The organism is Pusillimonas sp. DMV24BSW_D (assembly GCF_011388195.1).
Lineage (GTDB): Bacteria > Pseudomonadota > Gammaproteobacteria > Burkholderiales > Burkholderiaceae_B > Neopusillimonas > Neopusillimonas aestuarii.
Map to the genome: position 1 here is coordinate 1,339,314 of NZ_CP049990.1, position 20,596 is coordinate 1,359,909.

Annotated in this window: 19 protein-coding genes and 3 tRNA genes; 7 read left to right on the top strand and 15 right to left on the bottom strand. The window is 53.0% G+C overall.

The genetic code is table 11. The features are described 5' to 3' along the window. Positions 1-37 precede the first annotated feature (37 nt). On the top strand, positions 38-541 hold the full coding sequence (locus G9Q38_RS06485; protein WP_114421182.1) for a peroxiredoxin: 504 nt from the start codon (positions 38-40) through the stop codon (positions 539-541). A 24-nt stretch (positions 542-565) separates the two neighbouring features. Further along, positions 566-1,930: an MFS transporter gene (locus G9Q38_RS06490; RefSeq protein WP_166129087.1), complete on the top strand. Its 1,365-nt coding sequence runs from the start codon at positions 566-568 to the stop codon at positions 1,928-1,930. A gap of 52 nt (positions 1,931-1,982) precedes the next feature. Here G9Q38_RS06490 and G9Q38_RS06495 read toward each other — a convergent pair whose 3' ends face one another. Then, positions 1,983-2,837 (bottom strand): EamA family transporter, encoded by an 855-nt coding sequence (locus G9Q38_RS06495; protein WP_166129090.1) that lies wholly within the window; start codon positions 2,835-2,837, stop codon positions 1,983-1,985. Between the two features lie 63 nt (positions 2,838-2,900). Further along, positions 2,901-3,893, bottom strand: a complete 993-nt coding sequence (bioB, locus tag G9Q38_RS06500; protein WP_166129093.1) for a biotin synthase BioB — start codon at positions 3,891-3,893, stop codon at positions 2,901-2,903. Positions 3,894-4,201: 308 nt separating this feature from the next. Here bioB and G9Q38_RS06505 point away from each other — a divergent pair, with 308 nt between their 5' ends. Then, complete coding sequence (locus tag G9Q38_RS06505; RefSeq protein WP_114421178.1) at positions 4,202-4,609, top strand: acyl-CoA thioesterase; 408 nt, start codon at positions 4,202-4,204, stop codon at positions 4,607-4,609. 46 nt (positions 4,610-4,655) lie between these two features. On the opposite strand, the gene G9Q38_RS06510 is transcribed toward G9Q38_RS06505, so the two are convergent. Genes G9Q38_RS06510 through G9Q38_RS06520 form a run of 3 tightly spaced genes read right to left on the bottom strand, consistent with a single transcriptional unit; the run spans position 4,656 to position 8,279 of the window. Further along, a complete protein-coding gene (locus tag G9Q38_RS06510) occupies positions 4,656-5,414 on the bottom strand; it encodes an SDR family NAD(P)-dependent oxidoreductase (RefSeq protein WP_166129096.1) in 759 nt (252 codons plus the stop codon). Between the two features lie 13 nt (positions 5,415-5,427). Next, the gene (locus tag G9Q38_RS06515) at positions 5,428-6,363 is read right to left on the bottom strand and encodes an amidohydrolase family protein (protein ID WP_119441147.1); all 936 of its coding nucleotides are present in this window, start codon (positions 6,361-6,363) and stop codon (positions 5,428-5,430) included. A gap of 44 nt (positions 6,364-6,407) precedes the next feature. Then, entirely contained in the window at positions 6,408-8,279 is a 1,872-nt protein-coding gene (locus G9Q38_RS06520; protein ID WP_166129098.1) for a feruloyl-CoA synthase, read from the bottom strand. Positions 8,280-8,426: 147 nt separating this feature from the next. Here G9Q38_RS06520 and G9Q38_RS06525 point away from each other — a divergent pair, with 147 nt between their 5' ends. Beyond that, positions 8,427-8,906, top strand: coding sequence for a MarR family winged helix-turn-helix transcriptional regulator (locus G9Q38_RS06525; RefSeq protein ID WP_166129101.1), 480 nt, complete (start codon positions 8,427-8,429; stop codon positions 8,904-8,906). 67 nt (positions 8,907-8,973) lie between these two features. Here G9Q38_RS06525 and G9Q38_RS06530 read toward each other — a convergent pair whose 3' ends face one another. The 4 genes from G9Q38_RS06530 to G9Q38_RS06545 form a co-directional block, all read right to left on the bottom strand. Then, positions 8,974-9,279 carry a hypothetical protein gene (locus G9Q38_RS06530; RefSeq protein WP_166129104.1) on the bottom strand — a complete coding sequence of 102 codons (306 nt, stop codon included), beginning with the start codon at positions 9,277-9,279 and terminating at the stop codon, positions 8,974-8,976. A 385-nt stretch (positions 9,280-9,664) separates the two neighbouring features. Next, positions 9,665-9,741: transfer RNA gene (locus G9Q38_RS06535), tRNA-Asp, on the bottom strand. 36 nt (positions 9,742-9,777) lie between these two features. Next, a tRNA-Glu gene (locus G9Q38_RS06540) sits at positions 9,778-9,853 on the bottom strand. Positions 9,854-9,915: 62 nt separating this feature from the next. Next, positions 9,916-9,991, bottom strand: a tRNA-Ala gene (locus G9Q38_RS06545). A 235-nt stretch (positions 9,992-10,226) separates the two neighbouring features. Here G9Q38_RS06545 and G9Q38_RS06550 point away from each other — a divergent pair. Continuing rightward, positions 10,227-12,341 (top strand): putative bifunctional diguanylate cyclase/phosphodiesterase, encoded by a 2,115-nt coding sequence (locus tag G9Q38_RS06550; protein ID WP_166129107.1) that lies wholly within the window; start codon positions 10,227-10,229, stop codon positions 12,339-12,341. Here the strand turns inward: G9Q38_RS06550 and lnt are convergent. The 5 genes from lnt to miaB are packed head-to-tail and all read right to left on the bottom strand — an operon-like array spanning position 12,294 to position 17,770. Next, entirely contained in the window at positions 12,294-13,928 is a 1,635-nt protein-coding gene (gene lnt, locus G9Q38_RS06555) for an apolipoprotein N-acyltransferase (protein ID WP_166129109.1), read from the bottom strand. The genes G9Q38_RS06550 and lnt overlap by 48 nt on opposite strands. Further along, positions 13,915-14,799 carry a CorC family transporter gene (locus G9Q38_RS06560; RefSeq protein ID WP_166129112.1) on the bottom strand — a complete coding sequence of 295 codons (885 nt, stop codon included), beginning with the start codon at positions 14,797-14,799 and terminating at the stop codon, positions 13,915-13,917. The genes lnt and G9Q38_RS06560 overlap by 14 nt, the downstream gene beginning before the upstream one ends. Before the next feature lie 55 nt (positions 14,800-14,854). Beyond that, complete coding sequence (ybeY, locus tag G9Q38_RS06565; protein WP_166129115.1) at positions 14,855-15,355, bottom strand: rRNA maturation RNase YbeY; 501 nt, start codon at positions 15,353-15,355, stop codon at positions 14,855-14,857. Beyond that, entirely contained in the window at positions 15,324-16,340 is a 1,017-nt protein-coding gene (locus G9Q38_RS06570; RefSeq protein WP_166129117.1) for a PhoH family protein, read from the bottom strand. Before G9Q38_RS06570 ends, ybeY begins: the two co-directional genes overlap by 32 nt. After that, positions 16,337-17,770, bottom strand: coding sequence for a tRNA (N6-isopentenyl adenosine(37)-C2)-methylthiotransferase MiaB (miaB, locus tag G9Q38_RS06575; protein ID WP_166129120.1), 1,434 nt, complete (start codon positions 17,768-17,770; stop codon positions 16,337-16,339). Before miaB ends, G9Q38_RS06570 begins: the two co-directional genes overlap by 4 nt. Before the next feature lie 187 nt (positions 17,771-17,957). On the opposite strand from miaB, the gene sorT reads away from it, so the two are divergent. After that, positions 17,958-19,193: a SorT family sulfite dehydrogenase catalytic subunit gene (gene sorT, locus G9Q38_RS06580; protein ID WP_166129123.1), complete on the top strand. Its 1,236-nt coding sequence runs from the start codon at positions 17,958-17,960 to the stop codon at positions 19,191-19,193. Between the two features lie 10 nt (positions 19,194-19,203). Next, the gene (gene sorU, locus G9Q38_RS06585; RefSeq protein WP_119441118.1) at positions 19,204-19,521 is read left to right on the top strand and encodes a SorU family sulfite dehydrogenase c-type cytochrome subunit; all 318 of its coding nucleotides are present in this window, start codon (positions 19,204-19,206) and stop codon (positions 19,519-19,521) included. A 97-nt stretch (positions 19,522-19,618) separates the two neighbouring features. On the opposite strand, the gene secF is transcribed toward sorU, so the two are convergent. After that, positions 19,619-20,560: a protein translocase subunit SecF gene (gene secF, locus G9Q38_RS06590; RefSeq protein WP_166129125.1), complete on the bottom strand. Its 942-nt coding sequence runs from the start codon at positions 20,558-20,560 to the stop codon at positions 19,619-19,621. Positions 20,561-20,596: the final 36 nt, after the last annotated feature.

Below are 20,596 nucleotides of genomic sequence, written 5' to 3' on the forward strand. Positions count from 1 at the left end.
AATGCGGGTTCATATTTAAACCAGGTGGAGAAACGAAATGGCAATTCAGAAAGGTGATCAGATTCCAGACGGAACGTTAACGGAGTTTGTGGAAGTTGAAACAGAAGGGTGCTCGCTCGGACCTAACGCGTTCAAAGTGGCCGATTTGGCGAAAGGCAAGAAAATAGCGGTGTTTGCGGTGCCGGGCGCCTTTACGCCTACTTGCTCGGCCAAGCACGTCCCCAGCTATCTTGAGCACTACGATGCCTTGAAGGCAGCGGGCATCGACGAAATCTGGTGTGTGGCAGTGAATGATGCATTCGTCATGGGCGCTTGGGGGCGTGACCAGAAAGTGAATGGGCGCATTCGCATGATGGCCGACGGCAGCGGTTTGTGGACCAAGCAATTGGGCTTGGAGCTTGATCTAACCGAGCGCGGCCTGGGTGTGCGTTCGCAGCGTTATTCCATGGTGATTGATAACGGCGTCGTGACGCAGCTGAATCTTGAGCAAGGTGGCGGTTATGAAGTCAGTGATGCCGAAACAATGTTGAAGCAACTCTAACCCGTTAAATTTAAGCGAGATTGAATGCTTAGCGCAGTCGCGTCCTTTTCTTCGTTGTACTTTGCCACGTTGTTGTTGCTCCTGGGAACAGGGCTCATCAATACGTACTTGGGTATTAGTTTAGCGGAGGCTCAGGTTTCGGAAATCTGGGTGGGGACGCTGATTGCGGTGTACTACCTTGGGTTGGTGCTGGGCGCGCGAACAGGCCACCGTTTGATTGCCAGTGTCGGGCATATTCGCGCTTACACGGCCACTGCCGCGGTCGTTACTGTGGCGGTCCTGGTTCAGGCGTTAGTGGATAATTTGTGGGTCTGGACATTTCTGCGTTTTATGGCCGGCCTGGCAATGGTGACGCAGTTCATTTCCATTGAAAGCTGGCTGAACGAACAAACTGACAACACCTCACGTGGGCGTGTTTTGGCCTTCTACATGGTGTTTTCGGGGTTGGGTACGGTTCTGGGGCAGTTGTCTCTAACCCTTTTCCCCGAGCTCGATTTCCGGCCCCTGGTGTTTTCCGGTATTTGCTCTATTTTGTGTTTGATTCCGGTGGCGCTAACGCGCAGGCTGCACCCCACTGTGCCGCAACCCGCGCCCATCATGTTGTTTTACTACTTGAAGCGCGTACCCATGTCGCTCGCTGTTGTGCTGGTTGGGGGCGTGTTAACGGGCTCTTTCTATGGGCTGGGTCCGGTTTTTGCCTACAAACAAAACTTAAGCAGTGATCAGGTCGCTATTTTCGTGGCGGCAGCAGTGGCGGCGGGGTTGGTATCGCAGTGGCCGCTGGGCTGGTTGGCCGACCGTGTCGATCGGGCCGGTCTCATTCGCATCAATGCTTTATTGTTGTTCATTATCACCGTGCCGCTTTGGGGCTGGCTGGATTTGCCTTATTGGGCGTTGTTGGTGCTGTCGTGCGGGCTGGGGGTGTTGCAGTTTACGCTGTATCCCATTGGGGCCGCCTTTGCTAACGATAACGTCGACCCGGAGCGACGAGTTGGCTTAAGTGCAGTGTTGCTTATGGTGTATGGTTTTGGCGCTTGCTTAGGGCCGTTGCTTGTGGGCGTGATTATGCGCGAATTGCAGCCCGGTACGCTGTTTATCTTCGCGGCGGTTTGTGCTGCATTATTGGTGGCTTATGTTCGGCCCGAACGCGTTACCGGCGAAAATCTGAGTCAGGATGCGCCTACCCACTTTGTGCCCATGACCGAAATTCAAACGACCCCAGTGGTGGCGGAAATGGATCCTCGTGTGGATCCGGAAACGGACATATCGTACAACGTTGACCCCATGGAAGAAGAGCAAGACGCGATGGAAGACTCCGACGAAAGTCAGATGTCATCAAGCTTGGGTCAGGAAACAGTGCCAGAGCATGGCTCTGGAACAAAAGTTTAAGCTGGGTTTGAAAAAGCGAGTTTCGTTCAGGTTAATGATCGCGCAGAACGCTTTATATGGCGTTGAACAATAGCAGCATTGCGGCAATGGCCAAAGCGATGCCAATGACGTTCACCTTTCCTAAACGCTCACGGAAAATAACGGCGCCAATAAGCGTGCCGGCGCAAATAACGCCTATATTCATTGAGGCAAACACCAAACTGGGATTTTCCGGAAACAGTTGGTGGGCGCGGATATAAAAATAAATATTGCCGAAGTTAAGCACACCCAACAGCGAACCTGCTATCACATTTTTTGCAGTCCACAGCGTCTTCTTGAACAGTAAGACCACTAGCATGAAGCTGCCGGCCAGAACAAAGGCCCCCAGCAGGCTGGTGGAAAATTGATTGCCGGTGCGCGCAAGTTGCTTAAAAAGAATGTCGATAATGCCATAGCCCAGCCATACACCGACAAGTGCTAGCGGGATCAGAATGGCGCGCGGTTGATTTGGGTTAAGGCTTTTTTTCTTTATCAACAAACAGACCAGGGCAACAAACGCCAGTACCATCCCCAGTAACTTTTGAGTTGTTAAAACTTCCTTGAAAATCAGGAATGCTGCAAGTAGCGGTACCAGCAGGGAAAGGCGTTGAGCGGCATCGCTTAAGACAATCCCCGCATGGCGCACGGCCATCGCCATAACAAGAAAGACAGTTGGTAAAAGCAAACCGAGTGCGCCCAGCAGCCCCCAGGCGTCGGGGTTATTAAGCAAATTCTGCGGCTGCGGTTGCAACAAGCCCAGCGTCAGCATGGTAGCGGCGACATAGTTCACGGCGATAGCTTGACCCAGATCGAATCGCCTGGACCGTGCCAGTTTAAGCAGCACCGAAACGGCTACGCTGCAGCCTATGCTTAGCAAAAGAACGTACATGTGAGGAAAGAGGGCCGCCTGAAAGATCGAGGCGGCCCTTGCTGGTGTTCCTATGGAAGTTCGTTAGTGGCTGCTGTTATGCGCTTGCAGGCCCAGGCGTTCGAACAGTTTTTGGTCTTCAACAAACTGCGGATTGCCGGTAGTCAGCAATTTTTCACCGTAAAAAATGGAGTTGGCGCCCGCCAGGAAACACAGTGTTTGCATGGTGTCGCTCATTTCCTCGCGCCCGGCCGACAAGCGCACGAAAGTACGTGGCATGGTAATGCGGGCAACGGCTATGGTACGAACAAACTCCAACGGGTCAATGTCGTCGGTACCAAATAATGGGGTGCCTTCCACTTTCACCAGGTTATTAATGGGTACTGAGTCGGGATAGGGCGACATATTTGCCAGTTGGGCAATGAGCCCGGCCCGTTCGCGGCGTGATTCGCCCAGGCCGACAATGCCGCCGCAGCATACATTCACACCGGCATTACGAACCCGTTCAAGCGTCTCAAGGCGATCTTGGTAAGTACGTGTGGAAATGATTTCGCCATAGAACTCGGGTGACGTGTCCAGGTTGTGGTTGTAGTAATCGAGACCAGCCTCTTTTAATTGCTCTGCCTGGCCGTCTTTCAGCATGCCCAGTGTGACACAGGTTTCAAGGCCCAGCGCTTTTACTTCGCGAATCATTTGCGCCACGGCTTCAATTTGGTGTGGTTTGGGTGAGCGCCAGGCAGCCCCCATGCAAAAGCGCTGCGCACCGCCTGCTTTCGCCTGTTTCGCCGCCTCGAGCACTTCCTCTATAGGGAGGAGCGCTTCTTTTTCAACACCCGTATCGTAGCGTGCTGACTGTGGACAGTAGGAGCAATCCTCCGGGCAGCCGCCGGTTTTAATTGAGAGCAAACTGGACAGTTGAACGCTGTTGGGGTTGTGGTGTTCCCTGTGCGCTGTTTGTGCCTGAAACATCAGTTCCGGGAATGGAAGTTCATAGAGCGCCAGAATGCGCTTGATAGTCCATTTTTCGGTGTCGTGTTCTGCGTTGTTCTCGACGAGCGTTTCAACAAGGGCGTGCATGGTTGTTCGATACTCTGAAGTGAATAGTAGAAGGCGCCGTGGGCGGCCAGGAAACAAAAGTGTATTTAGAGCGCTATGTTAAGGAGGTGAGGCATTGGCGGCAAGTTAAAAATAGGGTTTCATTGCACTGAAAAGTTTCTATTTAAGCTCAAGTTTGATTATGTGTCGTTTAACTTCGGCTAACGTTCTGAATGAAAGAAGGTTTCTGTGCGCGCCGTCTATTTGTATCAAAAAGTAATTTTAATGGGAAGGTGCAATTGTCGGGAAACCGGTATGATCATACTTTTTACCGATTGGAGCCAATAATAATGACGACGTTTAAACGCGACTTCACAGTTGAGTGGGGCGACTGCGACGATGCCGGCATCGTTTTCTATCCCAACTTTTTCTACTGGTTCGACAGCACTTTTCAAGCAATGGTGCGCAGTGTGGGCCTGAATCAACGTGAAGTGCGGTCGCGCTTTGGTGCTGTCACACCGTTGGTGGATGTCGGTGCGACGTTTAAGTCTCCCGTCACATATGATGATGTCATTACGGTTTATGCGGAAGTGGAAGAGTGGGCGGAACGCCGGTTTCGTATTGCCTATACAGTGAAGTGTGGTGAGCGTCTGGTGGCAACCGGCTTTGAAAAGCGCGCGTGGGCAGTTTACACACCCGAAGGTGGTATTAAGGGCGCTTCCGTGGCCCCTGAATTCAAGGCTTATTTTCAAAAATAAATGCGTTGGCGGCGAAGCGGGGATTTTCCGCCCCGTTTTCACTGTCTTAGCGTGGGGCCAGACGCGTTGCGCCATCCAGACGGATAACCTCACCATTCAGGTATCGGTTGCCAATAATATGCTGAACCAGGTCGGCGAATTCGTCGGGTTGGCCCAGGCGAGGCGGGAACGGAATGGATTTTGCCAATGATTCCTGCACTTCCGGGCTGGCGGTATAGAGCAACGGCGTTAAGAAAATGCCGGGTGCCACAGACATCACCCGCACGCCAAACTGGGCGAACTCTCGTGCCAGTTGAATCGTAAGCGACACCAGGCCGCCTTTTGATGCGGCGTATGCTGCCTGGCCAATTTGCCCTTCATAGGCCGCCACTGAACTGGTAAATAAAATAACACCACGTTCTTCGCCTACGGGGTCAGCTGCGATCATGTCGGCGGCGGCCAGGCGCGTCATGTTGAAGGCACCGAACAGATTCAAATTCACCACTTTGGTGAATTCTTCCAAAGGCATGGGGCCGTTTTTACCGACAACCCGTTTACCTACCCCGCCGCCCGCACAGTTCACCAATACGCGCGCAACACCGTGTGCTTCTTTGGCTTGGGCAATGGCTTGAGCAGCACTTTCTTCCGAGGTGACGTCGCAATGAACGGCGAGACCGTTGATACGTTCGGCAATGGCCTGTGCTTTTTCATCTTGCACGTCTAGAATGGCTACGCGCGCACCCTGGGAGGCGAGCTTGAGCGCGGTCGCTTCCCCCAGGCCGGAGGCGCCGCCGGTAACAAGTACGGGAGTGTCTTGCAGGTTCATAAGGGATGTTCCTTTAGCAACAGCCGTCGAGTGTGGGCGGTTTTAAACGTGCATAACGACCATAAACAGGGTCATCGTTCAGTCGCAGTACACGAACCGCGTTGTCTCGCAAAATAAGGGGCTTGACCTCGTCGCGAATGCCGATTTTTTCGAAATCGGCCAGCCAGCGGTCGGGTGTGAGCACGGGGAAGTCGGAACCAAACAGCATTTTGTCTTTCAGAATGGTGTTGGCGTATTGAATCAGAATGGGTGGAAAGTATTTCGGTGACCACCCCGATAAGTCGATATACACCTGGGGTTTGTGGGTGGCCACTGCCAAAGCGTTTTCCTGCCAGGGGAATGAGGGGTGGGCAATAATAATCGGCATGTCCGGGAAGTCGACTGCAACGTCGTCCAGGAACATGGGGTCGGAATATTTCAGGCGTACACCGCCACCACCACGCATACGTGCGCCCACGCCGGTTTGGCCGCTGTGGAAAATGGCAGGCAAGGCGTGTTCGGCAATCACTTCATACAGGTCGTAAGCTGCGCGGTCGTTGGGATAAAACTCTTGTGACGAGGGGTGGAATTTGAAACCGCGAATACCGTAGTCTTCAATAAGGCGTCGTGCCTCGCGCACGCCCATTTTCCCGCGTAAAGGGTCGATGCTTGCAAATGGAATCAGAACATCACGGTGCTTGGCAACTTCTTCGGCAACCTCTTCGTTGCTGATACGAACCTGACCATTGGCACGTTCGGTATCAACAGTGAAAATGACCGCCATCATGTTGCGTTCGCGGTAATACTGGGCCGTTTCTTCGATGGTGGGCCGTGGCATTTTTTCTTTGAAGTATTCCGCCATGGCCTTGTCGAACGCAATCGCTACTTCATCGGGTGGATTCCGTGTTGAGACGGTGGCGTGTGTGTGGATATCAATGGCAACAAGGGAGTCCTGCTTTTGTTCAGTCATCTAAATCAGTCCTTCGCGTTCAAAAGTAGATAGAGCGTCTCTGTTTAAGATGTTGCCATTCTATCTTGCAAACGCAGTACGGTTGAGCCGGGGTTGTCGGCGTAAAGTTGCTCGACCAGCTCGGCACGGGTACGCAATACTGTGCGTTGATTGATAGAGCCTTTGTCGGTCATCTCGCCCAGCTCCATTACAGGAGGGTCACGCAAAATAATGGCTCGAGTAATACGATTGGAGCTGCCTGTCGCTTTCGCGCCCAACGCATTCAGAAGGTTTTGAGCCCAGCGTTGAACGTCGGGGTTATCGGCAATGTCCTGGGTGCCGGCGTTGTCGTTCAACGCAGGCGAAAGGGCGGTTGCGGCGGGCAGCAGGAACAGCATCATGCCCAGTTCGTCGCGATCGTGGCCTGTAATCACAGCGTCGTGAATGTAGGGGGCGCCGGCCGCAATAATGCTGGAACGCAAAGCGCCCACGTTGACCCATGTGCCGCTTATTAATTTGAAATCTTCGGCGATGCGCCCGTCGAATCGCAAGCCTTCTTCCGGATGCTGGGGGTTAATGAAGGTGGCGGCATCGCCGCTGCAGAAATAGCCTTCTTCATCGAATGCTTCCGCAGTCAGTTCGGGTTGGCGCCAATAACCCGGCGTGATATTCGGGCCTTTATAGCGCACTTCCAGCTTGTCGGCCACGGGCGCGAGTTTAACTTCGCAACCAGGGGCGGGGTTCCCGATCACGCCGGCCTGCCAGTCGGGCAGGTGCGCCGTAATGGCAAAGGGGGCGGTTTCTGTTTGCCCTAGTGCGGTTGTCATGGGAATACGCATGCCTACGGTTTGAATAGCCAATTCATCGATGGTTTGTTTAAGTGGCCCCGGCAACGCGGCACCACAAGGGAAGATAAGCTTCAGGTTCTTGAAGAATTGTTCGCGCAGAGCAGTGTCACGCTTCATGGCGTGTGCCAGCATTTCCAGGCCTTTTGGAACAGTGTAGTGAATGGTGGAAGGGATTTCGCGCAGATTGCGAATGGTTTCCGCCATGCCGTCGGGAGTGGGTTTGCCATCGTCTATATACATGGTGCCGCCGTTGTACAGCACGATGCCAAAGTTATTGTTTCCGGCCGCTGTGTGGTGCCAGGGCAGCCAGTCGACCAACACCGGTGGGTCATCTTTGGCAAACAAATAGCATTGGATGAACATTTGCTGATTGCTGGTAAGCATGCCATGTGTATTCACAACGGCTTTGGGCAGTTTTGTAGAGCCCGATGTAAACAGGAACTTGGCAATTGTTTCGTGGTCGACGGCTTGATGGGCGCTTTCAACCTGTTCGGTCACGGGCGTTTGCTCCAGGGTATTGAAAGCAGTGCAGTGGCGACCTTCGAGGTGGCCCTCAACAAAAATGAGTTCCAGATCTTTCGGTACCGCCATTTCTATTGCATGCGCATAGCGGTCGGCGTGCTGCGCAAACACCACGCCGGGTGTAAGAAGTTTTACGGCATGCTGAACGCGATCGGCGCTGCGCGACAGTAGCGAATAGGCTGGTGAAATGGGCGCGAACGGAATGCCTACATGTTGTGCTGCCAACATCATCAGTGCGCTTTCAATGCTGTTTTCCGACAAAATCATTAAAGGTCGGTCGGAACTCAGCTTACGGTCGAGCAGGGCTTGTGCGATATGCAGAACGCGCTCCAAAGCACTTGCATAGCTTAGATGCACCCATTCACCCTGTGCGTTACGGCGAGCAAGAAACGTGCGATTGGGCGCCGCGTTTGCCCAGTAAACCAGTGCTTCCGTATAGCAGCGCAGATAAGGCAGCAGCGGCTCGGGGGAGCGCAGCACATAACCGCCGTCGGCGCGTTTTTCAACATGGCTGGTATAGGGGCCAAACGCCACGGGGCGAAATTTCGCATTGGCAAGACTATTCATTCGTGTCTCCGGTGTTGCTATTTCGGGGCTATTATTAAGGGTAGTTTCTTATTGTTCCCGAAAAATAGATTCTGTACATTGTTAATCAGGTTAACAATATGCGAAATGTTATATTTTTGAAAATCCATATTCTATAAGTGCAAACCCTTGGTTAATTCATTTTCCCCCTCTACCGACGCCCTTGAAATGGCCGATACGCCATTGACCTATATTGATTTGCAATGCGATTCGTTAGGTTATGCAATTAAGCGCGCGCAGGTGCGCTCTTACGACGTGTTGTTTTCTGTGATGGGGCCCGAAAGCCTTACCCCGGGTCGAATGACCGCTTTAAGTATCGTCGCAACCCAGCCGGGAATCAACCAAACCGTATTAGCCGATATGCTCGGTATTACGCGGGCCGGGGCAGTGAAGGTGATTGATTCGCTCGAGGCATTGGGCTATGTGGAACGCAACACCATGCCGGATGACCGCCGCAGTTATGCGTTGGGTGTTACGCAAAAAGGGCTCGATGAATTGAAGCGTTTGAATGTATTGAACCGGGAATTTGAGAAGCGCATCGCGCAACGTTTAAGCTCGGAGGAGCGACGTTTGTTAATGGATTTGTTAGAGCGTGTGGCGGTTGATTGAAGTAAAAATCTCACCCAGCCGGATCATGACTTAATCCGGCTGGATGTATCGGCAAGGGGTGTAAGGCTTAGAAAACCCTGTTAAGAGACAAGCTGGCCGACTGCACTGTCGCCGTCCCGGTGCTGCTGCCGATTAAAGAGCCGCTGTACGTATTGGGTGAGCCGGGGTTGTTATAGGTGGAGTAATAGTTCGCTGTTTTGTCTTGCGTCACACTGTACGTATAGCTGAAGTCCAGGAACCACGACTTATCAAGGTAATACGTGCCACCCAAGTAGTTGTATGAAAACTTGAGGCCCCACAGGTAATTGGTGCCTTGCAGTTTCTCAAAGTAGCCGGCTTGCAAGGCGGGTGAAATGGAATTTACCGTGTCCATGCCGATACCCACGGGCGGGCCTCCCGCGGTGCCTTTGGAAACGAGCGCACCCGTTGCCGTGTTGGTGACTGTTGAAGTCCCTGTGGCTTCCAGTTTCTGGTTTTTAAATTGAGTTGAGTTGGCGCCGAATCCTAAGCCGAAATAAATGCCGGAGTCTGGCACCAATGATGTCGAGTTGGTTTGTGCAGTTGCCAGTGCTGAATAGCCGGAAAAAAAGGGATTATTACCCCCAAAAGAACTGCTTTTTTCATTATCAGAAGCCTATAAAGGTACTGTGATTAACTCGTTAGAGGGGTGGTGAGTGTAATGTGGAGTACCCTGAGGGGCAAGATAAGGACGAAAAAAAAGCACTTACATGGTGTAAGTGCCTTTTTACTGAATTCTTTGGCGGAGCGGACGGGACTCGAACCCGCGACCCCCGGCGTGACAGGCCGGTATTCTAACCAACTGAACTACCGCTCCGCAGCGGTAACGGTGCCTAACCAATGCCAAAATTTTTGGCGTCCCCTAGGGGATTCGAACCCCTGTACCCACCGTGAAAGGGTGGTGTCCTAGGCCTCTAGACGAAGGGGACAGGACAAATTGAGTTGCGCAGTATAACACGTTTTTACTGCACTTTTCCTTGCTAGCAGTTTTTGGTGGAGGTAAGCGGGATCGAACCGCTGACCTCTTGCATGCCATGCAAGCGCTCTCCCAGCTGAGCTATACCCCCGTGGCAAATACTGCTGTATCGCAAAGAAGCGAAATTATGCACTATTTTTTTTGTCTGTGCAAGTTGGTGCCATTTCATGTTGGGGGAACTTTTTCGTATCGGTTTTGATTTGGCGCAACATATGGCGAGCTGATCCGGAATGAGGCGAACCGCTTTGGGGAATAATGATCGGTTAAATTTCATATAGCCTCAGCCAATTGCAGACGGCCCGTTTTCACTTTCATCTTTTTTGATTATGCCCACTTTGCTGGAAACCGCCATTGCCTTACAAGGCACGGAAACACTCGATGGCACGGAAGCCTTGTTCCGAGGCCTGGCTGAAAACGCGGTTATTGGTGTTTACATTGTGCGAGAAGGACGCTTTGTTTATGTGAACTCAAAACTGCTGGAAATGCTGGGTTATGAGCGCAACGAGATGCTGCATGACATGACCATTTTGGATATTGTTGCGCACGATGAGCGGCATCTGGTTGAGTCGAATATAAAACGGGCGTTAACCGGCGACGTGCGGGAAATTCATTACGAACGTAAAGCCCGTTGCAAAGATGGCAACTACATTGACGTCGAAGTATTCGGGTCGCGCATGATGATGGCGGGCGAGGCGGTCATGGTGGGCCTGATGCTTGATATCACGCAACGTAAAGCCGATGCGGAGTCGGCTTATTTGGCGTCGCTGGTGTACCAGCATAGCAGTGAAGCCATGGTCATTACCGATGCAAATGGCGTGATTATTACGGTTAACCCGGCATTTACCGACATTACCGGTTATGCGCTGGACGAAGTGATTGGTCATCGGCTGAGTATTCTCAGTTCTGGGCGCCACGATGAAAATTTCTACAAGGCGATGTGGGGAGCCCTGCTTAAAACCGGCCATTGGCGCGGCGAAATCTGGAATCGACGCAAGAGCGGTGATGAGTATGTTGAAAGCTTAAGTATCAACACCTCGTATAACGAGGATGGGTCGGTACGCTGCAGAATTGGTGTCTTTTCCGATATTACCCAAAAGAAGCGAACTGAAGAGGTTGTATGGCGTCAGGCGAATTACGACCATTTAACCGGTTTGCCGAATCGCAAGCTGTTGGAAGACCGCTTAACGATTGAGAAGTCACGCGCTGTGCGCACCGGCGCCCGGTTGGCTTTGATATTTCTTGACCTTGATTTGTTCAAAGAGGTAAATGACAGTTTGGGTCACGACTTGGGCGACGAGGTATTGCGCCAGGTCGCACATCGTCTGGTGCGCTCGGTACGTGAGTCCGATACCGTGGCGCGCCTGGGCGGTGACGAGTTCGTTATTGTGGTGGGCGGTGTTGTCGGTGACGAGGTGGTTGAGCGTATTTGTGAAGAGGTTTTGCATAATCTAGCCAAACCTTATCGGCTTAAGGACACCGTTGCCTACCTTTCAGCCAGTGTGGGTGTGGCGGTTTATCCAGATCACGCCAGTGAAACTCACGCACTGATGCGCTATGCCGATCTGGCCATGTATGCGGCGAAAGAAGCGGGCCGCAGTCAGTTTCGTTTTTATGACCCTAACATGCAATATGCAGCACGAGAGCGTCGCCGCTTGTCGAAAGATTTGTTGGGCGCATTGGATAACAATGAGCTTTTGCTGCATTACCAGCCTGTTGTGGATTTGGACTCTCACCAAGTGGTGAAGGCAGAGGCCCTTATCCGTTGGAAGCATCCAGAGAAGGGGTTTGTCAGCCCCGCCTACTTTATTCCGTTCGCCGAAGACAGCGGCATGATTATTTCGATTGGAGAGTGGGTGTTTCGTACTGCTGCCGATCAATTGGCCAAGTGGTATCGAAGCGGGTTCACGCAGTTCCAGGTCGGCTTGAATGTTTCGCCGGTTCAGTTCCGTGGCGAAGGGTTGAATGAAACGGAATGGATCGCCTATTTGGCGCAACTGGGTTTGCCGGGCAGCGCTATTGTAGTGGAGCTGACCGAACGCATGCTGATTGATGCATCCAATGTCACCAGCGATAAACTGTTGGCGTTTCGAGATGCCGGAATTCAGGTGGCGTTGGACGATTTTGGAACGGGTTATTCTTCACTCGCGTACTTGCGCAAAATGGATATCGATTTTTTGAAAATCGATCAATCTTTTGTGCGGAATTTGTCGACCCATTCGGAAGACCTTGTGTTATGCGAAGCCATCGTGGTCATGGCGCACAAGCTGGGCTTGAAAGTGATTGCCGAAGGCGTCGAAACGGTTGAGCAACGCGATTTACTTGCCGGTATCGGTTGCGATTACGGTCAGGGCTATTTGTTTTCCAGGCCTATTTCCGCCGACGACTTTACGACCTTACTTCGTTCCGGTCTGTCGGCCTGCGAACACACCAACGGCAAATAACAACAAGCTCAGGACCAGTACAGGGATATTACCCCACCGTGCATAGGGTGTTAAACCTTGCATCCCTTGTACTTCAACGTCGAGGACGCCGGGTTGCTCAGGTAATAAAGCTGCGCGCACCGCGCCGTTGGGGTCAATGGCGGCGGTCATGCCGGTGTTGGTTGCCCGTAACATCGGGCGGCCCGTTTCCAGTGCCCGCATTCGGGCTATTTCAAGATGTTGCCGCAAAGCCCATGTATTGCCGAACCACGCCAGGTTGCTAACGTTTACCAATAGTGTCGCGCCCGGGCCGTATTGTTCGCTGTCGTGAAGCGCGGGAATAATTTCTTCACCGAAGACGTCTTCATAGCAAATATTGGGCGCGATGATTTGGCCCTTCAATGCAAACAGGCTCTGGCGCGTACTGCCGCGATTAAAGTCGCCCAGGGGAATATTGAGGGCATCTACAAACCATCTAAAGCCTGGAGGAATGAACTCGCCGAAGGGAACCAAGTGGTGCTTGTCGTAACGATGCGGGGTTGTGCCGGTAATAAGGTCTTGCACAGGCGTTTCAGCGGTGAGGGCGATCACGCTATTGGTATAGCGTGTACCATTTTCAGTGTCACTCATGATCGGAATGCCCATGACTAAGGTCGCATTGCGTTCATGGGCGATGTTCTTCCATTTTTGCCAAACTTGCGGTGGGTAACGGTGTTGAAATTGCGGCATCACCGTTTCGGGCAGAATAATGATGTCCGGGTCCGCGCCGGCCTGTTTCGGCGGCAGGGCGGCGAGCTTCATATAGGTTTCGATGCCTTGCTGCATGCGTTGGGGATCAAACTTCATCGATTGCGGGACTCCGCCTTGAACAAGGCGAACCAAAATTGGGTTGCCGGTTGGTGCAGACCAATTAAGTTGCGACAAGCCAAAACCCGCCAGGCTAAGTACGATGGCCAGCGCCACAGCGGCGGCGGCTCGGCTGTCCTCCGTTGTTTTATGTGCTTGAATCAGTAAAGCGATGGCGGCGGCACAAAATGCGGCCAGCCAGGCGACACCGTAAACACCCAAAATGGGTGCCCAGCCTGCCAGGAAGCCACTGGCATGGGCATAACCAATATTCAGCCACGGGAAGCCTGTGAACAGGGTGCCTCGCAGCCATTCCGTTAAAGCCCAGCACGATGCCCAAATCGCGGCGCTTAAGGCCAGCCCGAAAAAGTGGCCGTCCGGCTGCCTCAGCCCGCGAGTAAGAAAATAGGCCAGGCCGGTAGCTAAAGCTGGGTATAACGCCATCGCGCCGGCCAATACCAATACGGCGGCAACCGAAAGGGCAGGTGCAAGCCCGCCGAAATGATGCAGGCTGATATAAAGCCAATAGAACCCGAGTGCGAAATGGCCGAATCCAAATAGAAAACCGGCCTGGGCGGCCCGGGCTGTATGCCGGCATTGCCATATATGGCGCGCCAGGAACACCAGTATCAGAATTTGTGCATACGGTAACAGCCACCCCGGTAGTGGGCCGTTAGAGAACGTGAACGCATGAGCGGCGCCCAGCAACAAAGGCTGAACCGCTTCGCGAATGCGATGAAGCCGGCTCTCAGTTGTCGTCATTGGGGCCGGCAAGTGTTGAGTGCTCGTCGTGTTGAATATTCAGCCACAAAACGCGTTTGGCGTCGGCGCCCACGACCGTGATGATAAGCCCCTCGCGGTGTACGGTGTCGCCACGCCGGGGGATACGCCCGAGTTCGGCGGTTACCCAGCCCCCAAGCGTGTCGTATTCATCGGTTGGCATAGTCGTGTTGAATGAGCGATTGAAAACGTTGATTTCCGTCATGCCCATGGCCCGCCAGTTGTTGCTACCGGTTTGGAAAATGGTTTTTTCCGCGTCTTCATCGAACTCATCTTCGATATCGCCGACAATTTGCTCGAGTACGTCTTCCATGGTGACCAGGCCGGCCGTGCCGCCGTGTTCGTTAATGACGATGGCCAGATGGTTGCGGTTGTTGCGAAACTCATGCAGCAATATGTTCAGCCGTTTCGATTCTGGAATAAATACCGCCGGACGGATAAGTGGGCGCAGATCGATGGCGGGGTTTGTGATGGTTAACAACAAATCTTTGGCCAGCAAAATGCCCACAATGTTGTCGCGATCGTCTTCGAAAATAGGAAAACGTGAGTGACCGGTTTCAATAATTTCAGGTAGCAGTTCAGGCAAGGGCTTGCCGATATCGAGCATGTCGATTTTGGAGCGCGGCACCATGATGTCGCCTGCTGTGAGATTAACGACCTCAAGAGCGCCTGAAATCATGGCGTAAGAGTCTTCGTCGATGATGCGGCGCTCGTGGGCCGCTTCGAGCAACGCCTTGATGTCTTCGCGGTCTTCTGGTTCAGGGCGAATGCGAGACAGGATTCGCGCCAGGAATGATTTGGTGGCCGGCTTGGCCGAATGAGGTTCCGGGTCGGGGGGTGTGGATTCTGACATTGTCCGCAGGACGAGTTACTGGAGTATCTAGCATAACCGAAAAAACGGGTTGGTTTCAGCGGGACTCGGGCAAAACCTGATAGGGATCGGTGAAGCCGAGTTGGGCCAGAATCAGGGCTTCGACGGTTTCCATTTCGTGCGCTTCCCGTTCGTCTTGATGGTCGTAACCCAAGGCGTGAAGAACACCATGGATGGTTAAATGAGCGGCATGGGCATGAATGGTTTTGTGCTGTGCCTGAGCTTCCTGGTAAAGGACGGGGAGGCACAACACAATATCAGCCATTAAACCGGCGTTGGGTTGAATGCCGTATTCAAATGTTAAGACGTTTGTGGCGTAATTGCGGTCACGAAATTGTTGATTAAGTGCACGTCCCTCATCGGCGTCAACCAGTCGCAGGGTCAGGCTAACCTGCTCAATTTCTGTGTTCCCAGCCGCGGCAGCGAGGGCGGCTTGCGCCCAGCGCCGCAAACGCCAACGCGGTAATGCGTCGTCCGCGATGGCATATTGAACTGACAAACTGAGTTTAGGGCCGGGTTTCGAGGCTGGCTTTTTCATAAGCGTCGACAATACGTGCAACCAGCGGGTGGCGGACGACGTCACCACTGGTGAAACGGGTGCTGGCAATTCCTTGAACGGTTTCCAGAACATCAAGTGCATGCGTTAAACCGCTGGGTTGGCCTTTGGGCAAGTCGATTTGTGAGGGGTCACCGTTAATAACGGCTTTGCTGCCGAAGCCGATTCGGGTGAGGAACATTTTCATTTGTTCCGGCGTGGTGTTTTGTGCTTCGTCGAGGATGACGAAAGAGTGATTCAACGTACGACCGCGCATGTAGGCCAGCGGCGCAATTTCGATGGTTTGTTTTTCGAACAGGCGTTGAACTTTCTCGAAACCCATTAGGTCGTAAAGGGCATCATAAAGCGGGCGCAAATAAGGGTCGACTTTTTGGGCCAAATCGCCTGGCAGAAAACCCAGACGCTCGCCGGCCTCAACGGCAGGGCGGGTAAGAATGAGCCGCTGCACCGATTCGCGTTCCAACGCATCGATTGCACATGCCACAGCCAGCCAGGTTTTTCCGGTGCCTGCCGGACCGACACCAAACGTAATGTCGTGCTTCAGAATATTGTTCAGGTAATCCCTTTGCCGTGGCGTGCGTGGTCGCAAATCAGTGCGGCGCGTGCGCAGCACCAGCTCCATGCTTTGATCGTCCACCGGAGGCAACTCGGGAAGTGGTTCGATTTTGCGGGGATCGTCTGCTTCGCTGCGACCGGCGCCCAACTCCACCAGGCCAAGTTGGATATCATCGATGGTTAGCGCCTTGTGAACCGCGCGTTCATGGAACCATTCGACCGCTTGTGCAGCGGCTTTTGCCTGCTCCCCATCGATGGTTACCTGGCTGCCGCGGCGATTCAGTCGGACGTTCCAGCCGTCGGCGATCTGGCGCAGGTTTTCGTCGAGCGGCCCACACAAATTGGCCAAATGCATGTTGTCGCCATCAAGCCGAACGGTAACCGGTTTATTCCGGCGTACGTTTCTGGTCATGGGTGTAGTTCACCGCGCAGCGTATTGGCGCTGGTTTGCGTGATACGCACATTCTGCATTTGGCCGATGAGTTCAGCCGGGGCCGGGAAATTCACGATACGGTTGTTTTCCGTGCGACCCATGAGTTCGTTGGGATCGCGTTTGGACGGGCCTTCGACCAATACCCGCTGCGTCGTATTCAGCATGCCCTGGGCAATAGCGGCCGCCTGTTCGTTTACAAGCGCTTGCAAACGATAAAGGCGCTCCAGTTTCTGTTCTTTTGTGGTGTTGTCTTCAAGGTCGGCCGCCGGCGTGCCGGGGCGTCGCGAATAAACAAAAGAAAACGATTGGTCGAAACCGACATCACGAATCAGTTTCATGGTTTGCTCAAAGTCGGCTTCGGTTTCTCCCGGGAAGCCAACGATAAAGTCGGATGAAAGCGTGATACCGGGCCGCGCGGCCTTCAGGCGGCGCACGATCGATTTGAATTCCAACGCAGTGTAGCCGCGCTTCATCGCCGCCAGAATACGGTCGCTGCCTGCTTGTACCGGCAAATGCAGGAACGGCACCAGGTTGGGTAATTTGCCGTGAGCCTCGATAAGGCGGCCGGTCATTTCCTTCGGATGTGAAGTGGTATAGCGAATTCGTTCAATACCCGGGATGTCGTGGATGTATTCCAGTAACATGGCGAAATCGGCAATTTCGCTGGTGTCGCCCATGGGACCCCGGTAAGCATTCACGTTTTGGCCCAGCAGTGTCACCTCTTTGACGCCTTGGTCGGCCAAGTCGGCCACTTCAACCAGTACGTCGTCGAACGGGCGGGAAATTTCTTCACCACGGGTATAGGGCACCACGCAGAAAGTGCAATATTTGCTGCACCCTTCCATGATGGACACAAAAGCAGTGGGGCCGTCGATTCGAGCCGGGGGTAATGCGTCGAACTTTTCGATTTCCGGAAAGCTGATGTCGACTTGAGAGCGGCCCGACTCGCGCCGCTGATTAATAAGCTGCGGCAACCGGTGCAGGGTCTGAGGACCGAATACAACATCGACGAAAGGCGCGCGCTGTACGATGGCCTGGCCTTCCTGACTTGCCACACAACCACCCACACCAATCACCAGATTAGGGTTGGCCTGTTTTAAATGCCGTACACGGCCCAGGTCGGAAAACACCTTTTCTTGCGCTTTTTCGCGCACCGAGCATGTGTTGAACAAAATGACATCGGCTTCGTCGGGGTTTTGGGTTACTTCAACACCTTGTTCGCCACCGAGAACGTCGAGCATTTTGTCGGAGTCGTACTCATTCATTTGGCAGCCGAAAGTTTTGATGAAAACTTTGCGCGGTCCGCCCGGTGGTGCTTTATTGACGACTTGTGCGCCGACGGCACTTGAGGATGGAGTTTGAGGCGCTGGTGAGCGGGTGGCGAAACGTTTAAGTGGAATTTCTTGCATGATAGTGGCCGAAACGGGTGTTGATCCCGGGGGCAAGGTTGAAACAGCAAACATTGTAACGCTTGTAGATGGTTTGTTCGTTTTCTTGGTCGTATAATTCTTTCAGCGCTCAAGAAATAAGCTCATAATCAAAAATAATAAAAAAATAGATATTTGGTTTCTTCGTCTTGCTCAACAGGAGGTTGCCATGCAAGAAAAAATCAACACCCCTCGTCGCCGGGTATTGGCCGCAGCCGGCGCTGCCGCCGCGTGGGCTGGAATGAGCACTGTGGCACGAGCCGATTCCACCGAGCCCGCTGCTCAATCCAATCCACAGCCGGTTTCCGACGCCAAGCCGTTGCCCGATTACGCGAAATGGAAAGACGCGAACAGCCTGATTGTGCATAGTGCGAACACCATTGAAACCCAGCGCGGTGCGGTGGGCAGCAGTGTGATTACACCGTTGAACCGGTTATTTATTCGCAATAATGTTTCCCCGCCTCCAGCCAGCATTACCGATAATCCCGATGCCTGGCAGATTAATATTGAAGGGGTCCGGAAACCCCATACGTTTACCTTGGCACAGCTCAAAGATATGGGTTTGCAGGCGTTGCCTATGGTCTTGCAGTGTTCCGGCAACGGACGTGCGTATTTCCCACATAAACCAGGTGGTACGCAATGGACCGTGGGCGCCGCAGGTTGCGTCATTTTCACTGGTGTTCCCATTGCTACGTTGGTTGAGGCATTAGGTGGTGTACAAGACGGCATGGTGTACATGACGGGCACAGGCGGTGAGGAAATCCCTGCGGGGCTCGATCCCAACTCAGTCAGGGTGGAACGGTCAGTGCCGTTGGAGGCCATGAAAGATGCAATATTGGCCTGGGAAGTAAATGGCGAGCCTTTGCCGTTGGCACATGGTGGCCCGCTACGGTTAATCGTGCCGGGTTACACCGGTGTCAATAATGTGAAATATGTCAAGCAGTTGGCGTTTACCAAAGCGCAGTCGCCGGCCAGTATCCAGCAGAATAGCTACCGGTTCTCCGCGGTAGGGGAAAAGGGCGGGCCACAGCATGAGTCTATATGGGAAATGCCGCCCAAGTCGTGGATTACGTCACCTTCCTTGCCTGATACTTCGTTAAAGGCCGGCCCTGTTGTCATCGGCGGGGTTGCAATGGGCGGAATGGATAGTCCGAGCAAGATCGAGGTGTCGATCGACGGTGGAAAGTCGTGGCAGGAGGCACGGTTTGTCGGCCCCGACTTGGGCAAATATGCCTGGCGTCAGTTTGCTTTTACGGCCGACTTGAAGCCGGGTCGTTATAATTTGGCCAGTCGCACCACCAATGCGGCGGGTCAAACCCAGCCTGCGGAACGCGCTGAAAACAATCGCGGGTACAACAACAATAGCTGGCAAGACCACATGGTCGAAATCACCGTAACTTCATAAAGGTTTGTTCATGAAATTTGCTTTTGCTTTTGCAGGTTTGTCGTTATTGGTTTCCTCGGCGGCCTGGGCCAACGATGCTCAGTTGCAGCGCGGAAAAGAGTTGTTCGTTAGTAAGGCAGTACCCGCCTGTGCCGTCTGTCATACGCTGAAAGATGCAGGCTCGCAAGGTGCGATTGGGCCAAACCTAGATGAGTTGAAACCCAGTGCCGATCGCATTATGAAAGTGCTGAAAGACGGAATGGGCGCCATGCCTTCTTTTGCTAACTCCTTAAGCCAGGAAGACATGGAAGCAGTGACTGCCTACGTGGTTAAATCCACAGGGCAGTAAAATTTTGTTGAATAAACATTAAGGTTTAAGTAGTTAAAAGCCCCCGATAACAGCGCTGTTATCGGGGGCTTGTTGTTTAACGACCGGTTTCGCGGGTTTAGCCTTCTTCAACCTCTGCTTCTGCGTCGTCCTTCTTAACAGGCTTCACCAAATCTTCGCGTTTAATGCCCAGCCACATGGCGATAGCCGCGGCAACGAAAACGGAAGAATAGATACCAAACCAAATGCCGATGGTAAGAGCGAGCGCAAAATAGTGTAGCGTCGGCCCACCAAATACCAGCATTGATATCACCATAATTTGCGTTGAGGTGTGAGTGATGATGGTGCGGGAAATGGTTTGGGTAATGGCGCCGTTGATCACTTCCGTGGTTGATGCCCGCCGTTGCTTGCGGAAATTTTCACGGATACGGTCCATGATGACCACCGACTCGTTCACCGAGTAGCCCAGTACTGCGAGCACACCCGCCAGTACGGCTAACGAAAACTCCCATTGGAAAAAGGCGAAAAAGCCCAGAATGATAATGACGTCGTGGAAGTTGGCTACGACCCCTGCGATAGCGAACTTCCATTCGAAACGCAGCGCCAGGTAAACCATAATGCCAATAACAACACACAATAAGGCCAGCAGGCCGTTTGTGACCAGCTCTTCACCTACTTGCGGACCAACAAATTCCACCCTGCGCAATTCGACGTTCGGCGTGTCAGCTTGCAGTGCGGCCATGACTTTTTCGCTTTGAACCGTGGCGTCTTCCCCCTCTGCTACCGGAAGGCGAATCATGACATCACGTGAGGTGCCGAAATTCTGTACCTGGAAGTCGGAATAGCCGATTTCGCTCAGTGTGTCTCGAACCTGCCCGAGGTCGGCTGATTGCTGATAGTGGGTTTCCATGACGGTGCCACCGGTAAATTCGATGGATAAATGGAATCCGCGTGTGGCAATAAAAAATACAGCTAAAGCAAAGGTGATCAGACTGATCAGGTTCAGCACTACCGCATGGCGCATGAACGGAATAGTGCGTTTGATTCTAAAGAGTTCCATTATTTCGTTGCCTAAATGATTGGGGCGAATAATTGC

What these genes read in the sequence shown, in the direction of transcription:
- G9Q38_RS06485 (WP_114421182.1), top strand. Translation starts at nt 38, where the DNA reads ATGGCAATTCAGAAAGGTGATCAGATTCCAGACGGAACGTTAACGGAG.
- lnt (WP_166129109.1), bottom strand. Translation starts at nt 13,928, where the DNA reads ATGACGACAACTGAGAGCCGGCTTCATCGCATTCGCGAAGCGGTTCAG.
- secF (WP_166129125.1), bottom strand. Translation starts at nt 20,560, where the DNA reads ATGGAACTCTTTAGAATCAAACGCACTATTCCGTTCATGCGCCATGCG.
- G9Q38_RS06510 (WP_166129096.1), bottom strand. Translation starts at nt 5,414, where the DNA reads ATGAACCTGCAAGACACTCCCGTACTTGTTACCGGCGGCGCCTCCGGC.
- G9Q38_RS06530 (WP_166129104.1), bottom strand. Translation starts at nt 9,279, where the DNA reads ATGGACACGGTAAATTCCATTTCACCCGCCTTGCAAGCCGGCTACTTT.
- G9Q38_RS06550 (WP_166129107.1), top strand. Translation starts at nt 10,227, where the DNA reads ATGCCCACTTTGCTGGAAACCGCCATTGCCTTACAAGGCACGGAAACA.
- G9Q38_RS06570 (WP_166129117.1), bottom strand. Translation starts at nt 16,340, where the DNA reads ATGACCAGAAACGTACGCCGGAATAAACCGGTTACCGTTCGGCTTGAT.
- G9Q38_RS06515 (WP_119441147.1), bottom strand. Translation starts at nt 6,363, where the DNA reads ATGACTGAACAAAAGCAGGACTCCCTTGTTGCCATTGATATCCACACA.
- sorU (WP_119441118.1), top strand. Translation starts at nt 19,204, where the DNA reads ATGAAATTTGCTTTTGCTTTTGCAGGTTTGTCGTTATTGGTTTCCTCG.
- G9Q38_RS06560 (WP_166129112.1), bottom strand. Translation starts at nt 14,799, where the DNA reads ATGTCAGAATCCACACCCCCCGACCCGGAACCTCATTCGGCCAAGCCG.
- sorT (WP_166129123.1), top strand. Translation starts at nt 17,958, where the DNA reads ATGCAAGAAAAAATCAACACCCCTCGTCGCCGGGTATTGGCCGCAGCC.
- G9Q38_RS06520 (WP_166129098.1), bottom strand. Translation starts at nt 8,279, where the DNA reads ATGAATAGTCTTGCCAATGCGAAATTTCGCCCCGTGGCGTTTGGCCCC.
- G9Q38_RS06495 (WP_166129090.1), bottom strand. Translation starts at nt 2,837, where the DNA reads ATGTACGTTCTTTTGCTAAGCATAGGCTGCAGCGTAGCCGTTTCGGTG.
- ybeY (WP_166129115.1), bottom strand. Translation starts at nt 15,355, where the DNA reads ATGAAAAAGCCAGCCTCGAAACCCGGCCCTAAACTCAGTTTGTCAGTT.
- G9Q38_RS06490 (WP_166129087.1), top strand. Translation starts at nt 566, where the DNA reads ATGCTTAGCGCAGTCGCGTCCTTTTCTTCGTTGTACTTTGCCACGTTG.
- bioB (WP_166129093.1), bottom strand. Translation starts at nt 3,893, where the DNA reads ATGCACGCCCTTGTTGAAACGCTCGTCGAGAACAACGCAGAACACGAC.
- miaB (WP_166129120.1), bottom strand. Translation starts at nt 17,770, where the DNA reads ATGCAAGAAATTCCACTTAAACGTTTCGCCACCCGCTCACCAGCGCCT.
- G9Q38_RS06505 (WP_114421178.1), top strand. Translation starts at nt 4,202, where the DNA reads ATGACGACGTTTAAACGCGACTTCACAGTTGAGTGGGGCGACTGCGAC.